12 protein-coding genes are annotated in these 12,722 nt (G+C 66.0%); 7 read left to right on the forward strand and 5 right to left on the reverse strand.

Annotated elements, in window-relative coordinates; genetic code table 11:
* Positions 1 to 14: 14 nt before the first annotated feature.
* The 6 genes from AAFP35_RS04540 to AAFP35_RS04565 all read left to right on the forward strand — a co-directional run bounded on the left by AAFP35_RS04540 (position 15) and on the right by AAFP35_RS04565 (position 5,416).
* Complete coding sequence (locus tag AAFP35_RS04540) at positions 15 to 1,334, forward strand: MFS transporter (RefSeq protein ID WP_419220355.1); 1,320 nt, start codon at positions 15 to 17, stop codon at positions 1,332 to 1,334.
* Positions 1,331 to 1,954 carry an RBBP9/YdeN family alpha/beta hydrolase gene (locus AAFP35_RS04545; RefSeq protein WP_419220356.1) on the forward strand — a complete coding sequence of 208 codons (624 nt, stop codon included), beginning with the start codon at positions 1,331 to 1,333 and terminating at the stop codon, positions 1,952 to 1,954. Before AAFP35_RS04540 ends, AAFP35_RS04545 begins: the two co-directional genes overlap by 4 nt.
* Positions 1,954 to 2,730: a CoA transferase subunit A gene (locus AAFP35_RS04550; protein WP_419220357.1), complete on the forward strand. Its 777-nt coding sequence runs from the start codon at positions 1,954 to 1,956 to the stop codon at positions 2,728 to 2,730. Before AAFP35_RS04545 ends, AAFP35_RS04550 begins: the two co-directional genes overlap by 1 nt.
* Positions 2,727 to 3,386: a 3-oxoacid CoA-transferase subunit B gene (locus AAFP35_RS04555; RefSeq protein ID WP_419220358.1), complete on the forward strand. Its 660-nt coding sequence runs from the start codon at positions 2,727 to 2,729 to the stop codon at positions 3,384 to 3,386. The genes AAFP35_RS04550 and AAFP35_RS04555 overlap by 4 nt, the downstream gene beginning before the upstream one ends.
* Before the next feature lie 12 nt (positions 3,387 to 3,398).
* Positions 3,399 to 4,997 carry a long-chain-fatty-acid--CoA ligase gene (locus tag AAFP35_RS04560; RefSeq protein ID WP_419220359.1) on the forward strand — a complete coding sequence of 533 codons (1,599 nt, stop codon included), beginning with the start codon at positions 3,399 to 3,401 and terminating at the stop codon, positions 4,995 to 4,997.
* Between the two features lie 86 nt (positions 4,998 to 5,083).
* Positions 5,084 to 5,416 carry a carboxymuconolactone decarboxylase family protein gene (locus AAFP35_RS04565; protein ID WP_419220453.1) on the forward strand — a complete coding sequence of 111 codons (333 nt, stop codon included), beginning with the start codon at positions 5,084 to 5,086 and terminating at the stop codon, positions 5,414 to 5,416.
* On the opposite strand, the gene AAFP35_RS04570 is transcribed toward AAFP35_RS04565, so the two are convergent.
* Together AAFP35_RS04570 and AAFP35_RS04575 are read right to left on the reverse strand one after the other, a co-directional pair.
* Positions 5,371 to 6,654: an MFS transporter gene (locus tag AAFP35_RS04570; protein ID WP_419220360.1), complete on the reverse strand. Its 1,284-nt coding sequence runs from the start codon at positions 6,652 to 6,654 to the stop codon at positions 5,371 to 5,373. The genes AAFP35_RS04565 and AAFP35_RS04570 overlap by 46 nt on opposite strands.
* Positions 6,655 to 6,670: 16 nt before the next feature.
* Positions 6,671 to 7,132 (reverse strand): MarR family winged helix-turn-helix transcriptional regulator, encoded by a 462-nt coding sequence (locus AAFP35_RS04575; protein ID WP_419220361.1) that lies wholly within the window; start codon positions 7,130 to 7,132, stop codon positions 6,671 to 6,673.
* A 56-nt stretch (positions 7,133 to 7,188) separates the two neighbouring features.
* On the opposite strand from AAFP35_RS04575, the gene AAFP35_RS04580 reads away from it, so the two are divergent.
* Complete coding sequence (locus AAFP35_RS04580) at positions 7,189 to 7,410, forward strand: PLDc N-terminal domain-containing protein (protein WP_419220362.1); 222 nt, start codon at positions 7,189 to 7,191, stop codon at positions 7,408 to 7,410.
* Between the two features lie 77 nt (positions 7,411 to 7,487).
* Here AAFP35_RS04580 and AAFP35_RS04585 read toward each other — a convergent pair whose 3' ends face one another.
* From AAFP35_RS04585 to AAFP35_RS04595, 3 genes are all read right to left on the reverse strand, one after another.
* Entirely contained in the window at positions 7,488 to 9,575 is a 2,088-nt protein-coding gene (locus tag AAFP35_RS04585; protein WP_419220454.1) for a PhoX family protein, read from the reverse strand.
* Positions 9,576 to 9,756: 181 nt separating this feature from the next.
* Positions 9,757 to 11,811, reverse strand: a complete 2,055-nt coding sequence (locus AAFP35_RS04590; protein WP_419220363.1) for a TPM domain-containing protein — start codon at positions 11,809 to 11,811, stop codon at positions 9,757 to 9,759.
* A gap of 77 nt (positions 11,812 to 11,888) precedes the next feature.
* Positions 11,889 to 12,695 (reverse strand): LLM class F420-dependent oxidoreductase, encoded by an 807-nt coding sequence (locus AAFP35_RS04595; RefSeq protein WP_419220364.1) that lies wholly within the window; start codon positions 12,693 to 12,695, stop codon positions 11,889 to 11,891.
* Positions 12,696 to 12,722: the final 27 nt, after the last annotated feature.

Consider the following 12,722-nt stretch of genomic DNA (forward strand, 5'->3'; position numbering starts at 1 on the left):
CACCAGGAGTCATCATGGGTACCCCCGTCTCGGCCGCGACATCTGCCGCGGTACCCCCATCACCGACCTCTCGATCCCGGCGCACACGGGTCTACCCGTGGATCGTTTTCGCGCTCACCTTTGGACTTCTCTTGTCGGACTACATGTCCCGGCAGGTGCTGAGCGCAGTCTTCCCGTTCCTCAAGGATTCGTGGGCGCTGACCGATTCCGAGTTGGCGTCCCTGACGAGTGTCGTTGCCCTCATGGTCGGTCTGTTGACTCTCCCCCTGTCACTGGTCGCCGACCGATGGGGACGAGTCCGCAGTCTCGTACTGATGGCGGTCCTCTGGTCGATCGCCACGATCCTGTGTGCGGTGGCCGGCAACTATGAGCAGATGCTGGGGGCTCGATTCCTGGTCGGGGTGGGTGAGGCCGCATACGGCAGTGTGGGAATCGCTTTGGTACTCAGCATCTTCGCACCGCGCGTCCATGCCACATTGAGCGGCGCGTTCATGGCCGGCGGGTCCTTTGGGTCTGTACTCGGCGTGGCCCTGGGTGGAGTGATCGCCGTTCATCTCGGCTGGCGCTGGTCGTTCGCGGCCATGGCGGTCCTGGGCCTGTTGTTGGTCGCTCTCTTTCGGGCATTGGTCACCGAGGACCGGCTGAGCCGGTACGGGAACGACTACACCGCGCCCTCCAGCTCCACCGGAGAACGCGCACCTGTGTCGAGCCTGTTCACGAACCCTGCCGTGCTCTGTGCCTATGTCGGCGGAGGACTGCAGATGTTCACCGCAGCCATCCTGCTGGCCTGGATGCCGAGCTTCTTCAACCGCTATTACGATCTCGCGCCGGATCGGGCCGGAGTCGCGGCGGGTGCGGTGGTCGTCCTCGTGGGTACCGGGATGGTGGTTTGTGGGATGGTCACCGACCGATTGGGTCGTCACGACATCACTCGTAAGTGGTTGAGTGCCATCGCATTTTGTGTCATCTCGCTCGTCTGTCTCACTGCCGGCTTCGGGTTCGGAACCGGAATGACGCAGCTCGTACTGGTCGGGATCGGCGCCTTCTTCTCGGCAGGGTCATCGGGACCGACAGCGGCGATGGTGGCCAACCTGACCCATTCGTCGGTCCGGGCATCGGCGATGGGCACGCTGACCGTTGCCAACAATCTTCTCGGCCTCGCGTTGGGACCATTCGTGGTGGGCGTTCTCGCCGACCACATCGGTTTGTCCGGCGCACTACAGCTTTCGCCTCTCGTCTACATTCTCGCGATCATCGCTTTGGTGGCCGGCCGACGCCTGCACCCGATGGGGCTGCGCAAGCTTGCCGCACTGAACCTCAGGAGCACCTCATGACCACCGCCACAGCCAACTCACCGCGCCCTACCGTGGTGATCGTTCCCGGCCTGAGGGACCACGTCGCCGAGCACTGGCAGACGCACCTCGCCGACGAACTCGAACGTGTCCGGACCGTGCCTCCGCTCGACCAGGACAAACTGAGCCGGCAGGCCAGAGTTGCCGTTCTCGACAGCGTGATCCGCGAGATCGACGGGCCGATCGTGATTGTCGCCCACAGTGCAGGTGTGATCACGACCGTGCACTGGGCGCACCAGAGCGATCGTGAGATCGCAGGGGCTCTTCTCGTGACTCCTGCTGACCTGGAACTTCCATTGCCACCGGGATATCCCACAACCGCGGAGATCGACCGGGGCGGCTGGAACCCCGTTCCGCGACGCCGGTTGCCATTCGCGAGCATCGTCGCCGCGAGTCGCACGGATGCGCTCGGCGGATTCCGAAGGATCACCGGTATGGCGGAGCACTGGGGTAGTCGCGTCGTCGACCTCGGCGACGTCGGCCATCTGAACCCGGCGGCCGGTTACGGTCGGTGGTCCCGCGCAACGGAACTGCTCGACGAGTTGATCGCGGTGACGGCAACTCCGATCGCGGGGAGCGCTGTCGCGGAAAGGAAGCGATGATGACCGACATCTGTGCGACGGCGTCCGAGGCGGTCGCCGATATCAACACCGGGGCGTCCCTGGTGGTCGGCGGGTTCGGGTTGGCCGGTATTCCCGATCAACTCATCCGTGCACTGGCCGACGGGACCGCCACCGACCTCGAAGTGATATCCAACAACTGCGGGATCGACGGCCATGGATTGGGAATCTTGTTGGACGGACACAGGATCAGGCGCGTCACCGCGTCGTACGTGGGTGGAAATAGGGAGTTCTCGCGCCAGTACCTTGCCGGGGAGCTGGAGGTGGAACTGATACCTCAAGGGACACTCGCCGAGAAGATGCGGGCGGGTGGGGCGGGGATTCCGGCGTTCTTCACCCCGGCCGGGGTCGGAACTCCGATTGCCGAGGGTGGTCTGCCGTGGCGCTATCGTGGCGACGGCACAGTTGCGGTCGCGTCCGCGCCGAAGGAGGTTCGAGCGTTCGACGGTGCATGGGGCGGGAAGCGGTATGTGCTCGAGGAATCGGTCGTCGCGGATTTCGCACTGGTACATGCCATTCGTGGCGACACCGACGGGAACCTGGTGTTCAACAAGGCGGCGATGAACTTCAATCCCCTTGCCGCGACGGCTGGTAGAACCTGCATAGCCCAGGTCGAGGAGCTGGTGCCGGCGGGTCAGATCGATCCAGGTGCCGTACATCTGCCGGGAATCTACGTGGATCGTCTGGTGTGCACGGGAATTCAGCACAAGACGATTGAACGGCTGACCACAGCAGCACCGGGGAGGGCGCCACGATGATCACCGGAGACATCACGGGAGTGAGTGGCTGGTCGCGCACCGAGATGGCTGCGCGGGCGGCGGGAGAATTGCCACGAGGGAGCTACGTCAATCTCGGTATCGGACTGCCCACGAACATTCCGGACCATCTACGCGACGGGCACGATCTGCGGTTGCACAGTGAGAACGGCATCCTCGGCACCGGCGGTTACCCGGATCCGAGCCAGGTCGACCCCGATCTGATCAATGCTGGAAAGGAGACCGTGACGGTCAACGCAGGTGCTGCATTCTTCGACTCGGCAGCGAGCTTCGGAATGATCCGCGGCGGGCATGTCGACGTGGCCGTCCTGGGGGGCATGCAGGTCTCCGCGTACGGCGACTTGGCGAACTGGATGGTGCCGGGCGCCATGGTCAAGGGCATGGGCGGCGCGATGGACCTTGTGCATGGCGCGCGCACCGTGATCGTGTTGATGGAGCACCGGGACAAGCATGGTGCACCAAAGGTGGTCGATCGATGCACGCTCCCCCTGACCGGAGAGGGCGTGGTCGACTGCATCATCACCGATCTCGCGGTCATCGACGTCACCGGAAACGGCCTGATGCTGCGCGAATGCGCCCCTGGCGTCAGTGTCGACGATGTCCGATCCGCAACCGGTGCGCCGGTACGCTCTCACTGACGAAGGACTCCAGTGCTCAATCTTGCTGTGATGTTGGAGGATTCGGCTCGCCGGCATCCTGATCGCGTTGCCGTCGTCTGCGGTGACGAGCGGATCACGTATACCGAACTCGATGTGCGCGCCGCGTTGGTGGCCGGCATGCTGACGGCCCGGGGGATACGGCCCGGTGACGCGGTCGCGTTGTCGTGCCCGAACATCGCAGAGTTCGTTGCGATCTACTTCGGCATCCTCAAAGCGGGAGCAGTCGTCGTCCCGCTCAACATTCTCCTGAAGCCCCGTGAGATCGCCTATCATCTCGACGATTCCGGGGCCAAGGTCTATCTCTGTTTCGAGGGCACCTCGGCCCTGCCCATGGGTGCCGACGGATGGGACGGTCGTACCAGCTCCACCGGGCGACCGGACATGGTGGTGATCACCGCCGACCCCAACGCACCGTCGCCGATTCCCGGCACCATGACACTGACGCAGGCGATTACCGAGCATCGGGACGTTCCGCACGACACGGTCAGCCGCGCACCCGACGACACGGCGGTGATCCTGTACACCAGCGGCACCACGGGCAAGCCGAAGGGTGCCGAACTCACTCACGCGAACATGGTCCTCAACGCTTTGACCGCCAATCGTCAGTTCGACAACGATCCCAGCCGGCCGGACACCTTTCTCGTGACCCTTCCGCTCTTTCACTCGTTCGGTCAGACCGTGATGATGAACTCCGGATTGTCCGTGGGTGCGACGCTCGTCCTGGTGCCCCGATTCGCCGCGGCCGATGCGCTGGATCTGATGCTCGTCGAGAATGTCACCGTGTTCGCCGGCGTGCCGACGATGTACTGGGCGCTGCTCGCGGAACTCGATATCCCGGGCACGGTCGACGCGGTGGACGTCGCGCGCATCGCCGCGACAATGCGATGTGCGATCTCGGGAGGGTCGGCACTGCCCGCCGACATCCTCGAGCGTTTCGAACAGCGGATGGGGATTCTCATCCGCGAGGGCTATGGGTTGTCGGAGACATCGCCGCTTGCCCTGTTCGGTGACCCCGAACGGCCGCCCCGCCCCGGCAGTGTCGGCGTACCCGTGTGGGGAGTGCAGGCGCGACTGATCGACAGCGAGGGGCGCATCGTCGAGGGCCCGAGCGAGATCGGGGAACTGGTCCTGCGCGGCCACAACGTGATGAAGGGATACCTGGGCAGGCCCGACGCCACGGCCGCGACGATGACTGAGGGCGGCTGGTTCCGTACCGGTGATCTCGCTCGCCGCGATCACGACGGCTTCTACTACATCGTCGACCGGTCCAAGGACCTCATTGTTCGAGGCGGGTTCAACGTCTACCCACGCGAGATCGAGGAGGTGCTGTCGTCGCACCCCGCCGTGTCGTTGGCTGCCGTGGTCAGCGTGCACGACGAACGTCATGGCGAGGAAGTGGCTGCTGTCGTCGTTTGTGCAGACGGCGCCCATGTCACCGAGGACGAACTGATCGACTGGTGCAGAGGGCAGATGGCCGCCTACAAGTATCCGCGCAGCATTGCATTCACGACGGAGTTGCCGATGACTGCGACGGGCAAGATCCTCAAACGGGAACTCAAGGTGCCGTCGCGGGCCGGTACCGCCGGATGAGCGCCGCACGGGACAGACGCCAGGATCGTGGGATCGCAGAGCCGGGGATCGTCGCGGCCATGAAGGCCGACGGAACCTGGAATGACATGTGGGACGGGCTCGACGACCTCGATCCGGACTGGGCCGAGCAGTATCTGACGGCGGTGATGGAGCCGTACACCAGTGGCGTCCTCTCCCCCAAGGTCGTCCAGCTGTTGTGTATCGCGGTCGATGCGGCGTGTACACATATGTATGCCCCTGGTCTGCGCCGCCACATTCGCGCCGCGTTGTCGCTTGGGGTAACGAAGACGGAGATTTTGGAAGTGCTCAAACTGTCGACGTCAGTGGGAATCCACGCAATCAACGTCGGTCTGCCGATTCTCCTCGAGGAGACTCAGAACTCCTCGGCCCCGACGAGGGCGGCGTCCTCGTCGACGTGATGTGAGTCGGCCTTGACCGAGCGCACCAGCGAGACCGAGGCGACGGCCACGGCGCAGTAGCCGACTGCGAACCAGAACGGCGCCGACGGTGCGAACCACTCGGCCAGGTAGGCGACCAGCACGGCGGATGCGGCGCCGCCCATCCAGCGCAGGAAGCTGTAGCCGGCACTGGCGACCGACCGCGGCTTGCTCGGGTCCGCCGACGACATCGCGACACCGGTGAACAGGGTGTTGAGAATGCCCGACGGCAACCCGGACAGGACGATCGCGAGTCCGGTCAGCCACACCTGGTCGGTGATCACGCCGATGCCGGCGAGCGCCATCGCGACACCATAGCCGCCGATGGCGGCGATCACGCCGCCCTTCTGGCCGAGCCACTCGGCGAGCCGCGGCGCGACGAACACGCCCGACACCGCGGTCAGCAGGCCCCAGCCGAAGAACACCACACCGGCCGGGATCGGCGAGAGCCCCATGGCCAGCGGTGCATAGGCGATGACGGTGAACAACGCGCCGGTGTAGAAGGCCGAGCCGATGGAGGTGACCAGCAGGGTACGGTTGCGCAGCGCCTTGATCGGATCGATGACACTCACCGGAACGCGGTCGCCACGTGGCCCGTCCTTCGGCAACATCAACGCACACAGAACCGCGCCGATCAGCATCAGCAGCGCCGTCCCCGCGAACGGTCCGCGCCAGGTCCACACGCCCAGAAGGGCGCCGACCAGGGGCCCGACCGCGAGACCGACACCGAGCGCTGCCTCGTACAGGAGGATCGCGCCGTGCTGTCCGCCGCGTGCCGAGCCGACGATGAAGGCCAGCGCGGTGGCCATGAACAAGGCGTTGCCCAGGCCCCAGAGCACACGCAGGGCGATGAGTTGGTCGATGTCACCGGCAAAGGTCGACACCCCGGCCGCGATCACGATCAGTGCGAGGCCGACGGTCAGTGTCCGCTTGGGGCCGAATCGGTAGGCCGACCACCCGGTGATCAGCATGGCCACCACCTGGACGCCGAGGTAGACGGCGAACAGCAGGGTCAACTTCGACGGCGGAGCGTTGAGCGCCTCGCGGATCGTGTTCAGGATCGGGTCGACGAGGCCGATGCCCATGAAGGCGATGACCGCCGCGAAGGCGGTCACCCAGACGGCGCGCGGCTGTTGTCGAAATGTCGCCAGCAGCGACTCATGGTGTTCGGTGGATGGTGTCGTCGACGACGGCGCCACCTCGTGTTCGGTGACAGTCATACATCTTCCTCTGTGTTCAATCTGCGGCGCCGGGCGCGGAGCAGGCGTCGAGCTGCTGCCGGAGGGCCCGGAGAGCTGGAGCGGCCGCGGCGAGTGACTCGCGCTCGTCGTCGGTCAGTGCGCTGAGTGCAGCGGTCAGGATGCTGTCCCGCTGTCCCCCGACCGCGGCGAGGACGTCTCGGCCGTGATCGGTGAGTGCGACGAGCACGGCGCGACGATCCTCGGGATCGGGTCGGCGTTCGACCAGACCGTTGCGGGTCAATCCGTCGATGAGTGCGGTCGCCGTGGGCATCCGGATCGACTCGCGGTCGGCGAGTTCGCCCATCCGCATCGGTCCGTGATCCAGCAGGACGGCGAGCGCAGACGCCTGCGCGGCGGTGTACTCGCGGATCGGTGTATGCCGTCGCAGGGCCAGGTAGAGCCTGGTCAGCGTCGGGCGCAGTGCGACCGCGAGTTCGGTCACCTCGTTCTCAGACACCTTAGTAAGCCTAATACTTAGGATTACGAAATAAAAGGCTGACTACTGTGAGATACATGACCGACCGCAAGAAGTTCAACCAACTCCCACCCCGCTCGCGAGCCCTCATCATCGTCGGAGCGGTCGTCCAGTTGGGCCTGCAGGCGGCCGCACTGCGCGACATCAAGAAGCGCCCGGCCGCCCAGGTCAAGGGGCCCAAGCCGGTCTGGGCGGCGTTGAGTTTCGTGAATTATTTCGGGCCGATCGCCTACTTCGTGGTCGGCCGCAAGACCGACTGACACCCGACGGGCGCACCGACACGACGGCCGTCATGTCGGGATCTCCGACATGACGGCCGCGGATGCCGACGAACCGGTCAGACGCCGATCGGCGTGTTGTCGTCACGCCACACGGCCACCACCGATGGGCGGGGCAGACTGTCGCCACCGTCGGGCCAGTGCGAGTAGGGCTTGTCCGCGGAGTAGCCGTCCTCTTCGCCGGGATGCTGGACGCACACCATGACCCGGGAACCTTCGATGATCGGCCCACACGTCTCGGCGCCGCGCGGCACGGTGAGGAACTGTTTCGTCTCGCCGCGTCGGTCGCCGTCGAGGGCGACCGCGAAGAGTCCGTCATTGCTCTTCAAAGCGTTGCCGTCGGTGGAGATCCACAGGTTCCCGTGCGGATCGAACGCCACGTTGTCGGGACACGAGATCGGGCTGACCTTGCTCTTGTCGAAGCCGCCGTAATAGGTGTCGGCCGCCGCCGGATCGCCACAGACGAGCAGCAGATCCCAGGTGAGATCGGTGCCCGCATGGTTGTCGGTGATCTCGATGATCTGCCCGTTCTTGTTCTCGTTGCGCGGGTTGGCCTCGTCGGCAGCGGCCTCACCGTCGGTACCGCGGTCGTCGTTGTTGGTCAACGCGCAGTACAGCTTTCCGGTGGTCGGATGCGGTTCGATGTCCTCGGGCCGGTCCATCTTGGTGGCGCCTGCCTTGTCGGCGGCCAGCCGGGTGAACACGGCGACCTCCTGGGCGCTCATGCCGTCGATGTGCGAGGTGGCGGTGCCGTCGGCTTTGACGGTGAGCAGCGGATGCCACTCCCCCTTGCCTGCGAACGAGCCACTCTCCGGAAGCTTTCCGGAACCGTCGATGTCCCCGGGTTCGTTGCCGGTGAACGAAGCGACGTAGAGGGTGCCCTCGTCGAGGATGCCGACGTTGTGCGAGCGCGCGGTCGCCGACAATCCGGTCTTCATCTTCCGGCTGGACACGAACTTGTAGATGTACTCGAACTTCTCGTCGTCGCCGCTGTAGGCCACCACGGTCCCGGCATCGGGTCCCGACGACACGACATGGATGGTCGCGGACTCGTGCTTGAGACGTCCCAGGGCGCTGTGCTTGATCGGGGTCGAGGCCGGGTCGTGCGGATCGACCTCGACGACGTAGCCGAATCGATTGGCCTCGTTGGGTTCCTGGGCCAGGTCGAAACGCTTCTCGAAGCGTCCCCACTGGTGCTCGTCCTCGTCGTCGGCGAAGCTGTACCGGTCGAGACGATCCTTGCTTGCCGGGTCGGTGACCTTGCCGGCGTTGGCGAAGTAGTTGTTGAAGTTCTCTTCTCCGGAGAGCATCGTGCCCCACGGTGTGAGACCGCCGGAGCAGTTGCCGATGGTGCCCAGGATCGTGGTACCGGCCGGATCCGCCGACGTGGTGACGAACTCGCTGCCCGCCGCGGGGCCGGTCAACCGGATCGGGGTGGTCGCGGTTATTCGCCTATTCCGTTGTCCGACAACAGGTGTGAGTGCTCCGGAGCCGGGGGTGGCGGCAACCTCGACGACGGTGATGCCGTGTGCGGCCATCGCGGTGCGGGCCTGATTCTCCGTCGGTTGCTTGGGCACGTAACCGGGGAACATGAACTCCTCGGTCGTGTACTCCTGATTACACACCAGGTAGTGGTGGTCGCGGGCGCCGTCAACGGGGATCAATCCGGCGAAGTCGTTGTTGAAGCCGAACTGTTTCGCCTGGGCCTCCGGGGTCTGGGAGTGCACGTCGAATGCCGGAGCTCCGGGCAGCACGGGATCTCCCCAGCGGATCACCACCTGCTGCTGGTAACCCTCCGGGATCACCAGGGCGTCTTCGGTATTCGCCGCAACAGGGGCGAAGTTCATCCCCGGCGCCGGCGTGCCAGATGAACTCGACGACGACGAGGGCGCGGCGGTGTCGTCGGAGCCGCAGGCGGCCAACAGTGATGTCGCTCCGGCAGCGACCGCGGCTCCCGCCGACGACCGAAGCACAGTTCGGCGAGAGACGCGCGACCGCAACACATCGCGGAAGTAGGTGTTGTCGCTGGTGTTTCCGGGATCGTGCCAGCATGCGTCGCCGCATTTGTAGCGACAGGTGACCCGGGCGCGGTTCGACCCGCCCGCCCGGTCACCGGACGACTCGAAGAGCTGCAACGGAATACGCACGACGGCTTCCTCCCCCATGACGTTCACTCTGGGCTGGTTCGCGAACCTTCGTGACGCTAAGGGGATCAGACAAAGCAACTGCCACGTGTGGGTGAACGGCAGTCGAACAGCGTGCGTCGCCGGCGCTGTGTGGCAGCGACGGCACCTGCGGCGTACTCCGCGACGGCGGACGTCAGGCGACTCAGAAGCGGCCGCCGACCCCGATCCGGCCCGAACTCCCGGAGCCGCCGAAGGATCCGGGGCTGCGGCCACCACTGCTGTATCCGCCGCCGCCCCAACCGCGCCCGCCACCGCCGAGCGTGCCGCGCAGGAAGCTGTCGACGAGGATGCCGCCGAGCACCGCGCCGCCGATCGACCCGCCGGAGGATTGCGGCCGTTGATTCTGTTGTTGCCACTGCACGACGTCGCCCTGAGCCGCCATCAGAGCCTGATCGGCCAGGGTGCCTGCCCGCCGGGCGGCGTCGGCCGCGGTGGCCGGGTCGGAGCCTGCGGAGTCGGTCGCCTCCTGCAGCAGACGCTGGGACTCGGCGAGGCGAGTACGGGCGATCGACTGCACCGCCCCGCGTCGGGTCGCGATGAAATCGCTTGCGGCCGAGACCTTCGCTTGCGCCGAGGTGATCGCAGAGTTGACCAGTTCGGCACGGCGCTTGCGGTCGGCGGCCGCCGACCGCGCGGAATCGAGCGCGTCGTCGAGTTCGGCATCGGCGTCGACGAGTGCGGTGAACGTACCCAGCGGGTCGTTCTCGAACTCGCTGCGCGCCGCGGTGATCGCCGCTGTCGCGGTGGCCACCGCGGTGGCCAGTGCCGGACCCCCGTCGGTGGAGAGGGCAGCCGCCTCGGCGAGCTCTCCGTCGACCTCCTCGATCAAGGCCGGCATCTGTGCGTGGGCCGCGGTGATGTTGCGGTCGGCGTTGTCGATGGCGTCGAGGAGTTTGTTGGCCTGGTCGATGGCGCCCTCCGCGGAACGGATCGCGGCGACCGCCGGGCCCTGCTCGCCGGCGGGCGCCGAGGCCGCGGCCCGTCCTTGATCGGCGCTGCGCTCGGCGAAGTCGACCTCTTCGACGGCGAGCAGGACGTTGTGGACGATCGACGCCAGCGTCGCCTCACCGTGTTTGGCGACGAGCCCGTCGAGTTTGCCCTGCGCCGACTCGATCCGCGCGCGCAACGCCACGAGTTTCTGGGTGAGTTCGGTCAGCCGGCTGTCGGCGTTGATGAGCAGATTGCGCATCGCGTCGAAACTCTCCACCTGGGCGTCGAGCGCGTCGTCCACGTCGGTGCAGGTGGTGATGATCTGCACCAGCATCGAGCGTTGTTCGTCAGGTGTCTCGGGGATGGAGTCGTCCAGACGCTGGCGTAGCGTGAACGATTCTGCGAGGCCCTTTTTCGCCTCGGCCAAGGCGTCGGAGAACGGCGCCGTCTCGGCCTCACCGAACTCGCCGATCGCCAGCTGCAGTTCTTCCTCGCTGGTGCGGATCGCGTTGTCGGTGTCGGTCAGCACCTCCCGCGACCAGGGATCGAGCACATCGAGCGGCTGCGCGGCGAGTTGGTCGCCGGTCAGCTCCTGCTCGCGCATCGCCTCGAGGCTTGCCTCCACGCGCTGCTTCTTGCGGCGCCTCGAGTAGACGACCGCGCCCGCGCCGCCGACGACGACCACACCGCCGACGGTCGCCGCGGTGATCAACCCGGTGTTCGACGGCGCCATCGCATCGTTGATCCCGCCGATCGCCGCATCGGCTGCGCCGGCCCAGTCGCCGTCCTTGAGATGCGGGACGATGTCGCTGCGCCCGATGTCCCCGAGCGTGTCCTGGTCGAGGCCGTCGATGGTGTCCGGTGACGAGAAGTAGTACCCGCGATCGTCTGTCGCGACCGCCAGCAGGACGTCACGGTCGCCGAGATCGCTCTCTGCCACGGTGCGCTGTGCCCATTGCTCGGCGGACATGCCGTCGAAGGTGCGGACGTAGGTCACCCAGAGCTGGATCTCGTGATCGGTGTAGAGCTGATCGATCGACGATTGCAGCTCGGAGCGCTGTGCCTCGGTGAGGACGTTCGCCGAATCGACCACCTGGGTGGGCAGGCGTGACGGCGGCTCGGCGTGCGCCGCGCCGGTGCCGAACACACCGGCGGCGGACAACACGAGGAAACCCACGGCCGCGACGAGCACACCGAGGCGACCGAACAGAACGCCGGCTCGGGTACCCGTCCGCGACCAGGACGACATCCGTGCGGAGGAGAACATGCGAACCAATCTAATCGCGGCGTCCGGCCGGATCTCGACCCCCGGCGTGTCGTCGTGTGGATTCGGTGGGCGTGGATTCAGGAGTTGTGTTGGTCGCGCCAGCGACAGAGAGCCTCGAGCGTCCGGAGGTCGTAATCAGGACCCGTCGATCCGACGGTGATCAGCGAGATACCGGCCTTGACCAGTTCGTCCACCTTGCGCAACGCATCGTCGGGCTCCTTGGAATCGAGACCGGCGGAGTGCTCGATGAGCGCCGGGTCACGCCCCACCGCGGCGCAGTGCTCCTCGAGGATCGCGGACTTGCGCTCATAGGTGGGTACGTCGACGAAGTAGTGCCAGATGTCGGCGTGTTGGGCGACATGCCGCAGTGTCTTCTTCTCGCCGCCACCGCCGATGAGAACCGGGATGTCGCGGGTCGGAGCGGGATTGAGTGCGCCGAGCCGCTTCTCGATCCGCGGCAGGGCTTCGCCGAGCTCGTCGAGGCGGCTGCCCGCGGTCCCGAACTCATATCCGTATTCGTCGTAGTCCTTCTCGAACCAGCCCGACCCGATGCCGAGGATGAGCCGACCGTCGGAGATGTGATCGACAGTGCGCGCCATGTCGGCCAACAGCTCCGGGTTCCGGTACGAGTTGCACGTCACGAGCGCGCCGATCTCGACGCGCGACGTCTGTTCGGCCCAGGCGCCCAGCATCGTCCAGCACTCGAAATGTTCGCCGTCGGGGTTGCCGTAGAGCGGGAAGAAGTGGTCCCAGTTGAAGGCGACATCGACGCCGAGATCCTCCGCGCGACGGACCGCGTCGCGGATCTGCCCGTACTCGGGCGCGTGCTGCGGTTGGAGTTGGATACCGATACGGACGGGGAAATCGCGTGCGGTGAAGGTCATGCCGCCAGTCTGCCGAACGAATGGTCT

Source organism: Gordonia sp. CPCC 206044 (assembly GCF_048537895.1).
Taxonomy (GTDB): Bacteria; Actinomycetota; Actinomycetes; order Mycobacteriales; family Mycobacteriaceae; genus Gordonia.

Coding starts and splice junctions, on each gene's coding strand:
- AAFP35_RS04550 (WP_419220357.1), top strand. CDS start 1,954: ATGACCGACATCTGTGCGACGGCGTCCGAGGCGGTCGCCGATATCAAC.
- AAFP35_RS04565 (WP_419220453.1), top strand. CDS start 5,084: ATGTGGGACGGGCTCGACGACCTCGATCCGGACTGGGCCGAGCAGTAT.
- AAFP35_RS04545 (WP_419220356.1), top strand. CDS start 1,331: ATGACCACCGCCACAGCCAACTCACCGCGCCCTACCGTGGTGATCGTT.
- AAFP35_RS04595 (WP_419220364.1), bottom strand. CDS start 12,695: ATGACCTTCACCGCACGCGATTTCCCCGTCCGTATCGGTATCCAACTC.
- AAFP35_RS04590 (WP_419220363.1), bottom strand. CDS start 11,811: ATGTTCTCCTCCGCACGGATGTCGTCCTGGTCGCGGACGGGTACCCGA.
- AAFP35_RS04580 (WP_419220362.1), top strand. CDS start 7,189: ATGACCGACCGCAAGAAGTTCAACCAACTCCCACCCCGCTCGCGAGCC.
- AAFP35_RS04540 (WP_419220355.1), top strand. CDS start 15: ATGGGTACCCCCGTCTCGGCCGCGACATCTGCCGCGGTACCCCCATCA.
- AAFP35_RS04570 (WP_419220360.1), bottom strand. CDS start 6,654: ATGACTGTCACCGAACACGAGGTGGCGCCGTCGTCGACGACACCATCC.
- AAFP35_RS04555 (WP_419220358.1), top strand. CDS start 2,727: ATGATCACCGGAGACATCACGGGAGTGAGTGGCTGGTCGCGCACCGAG.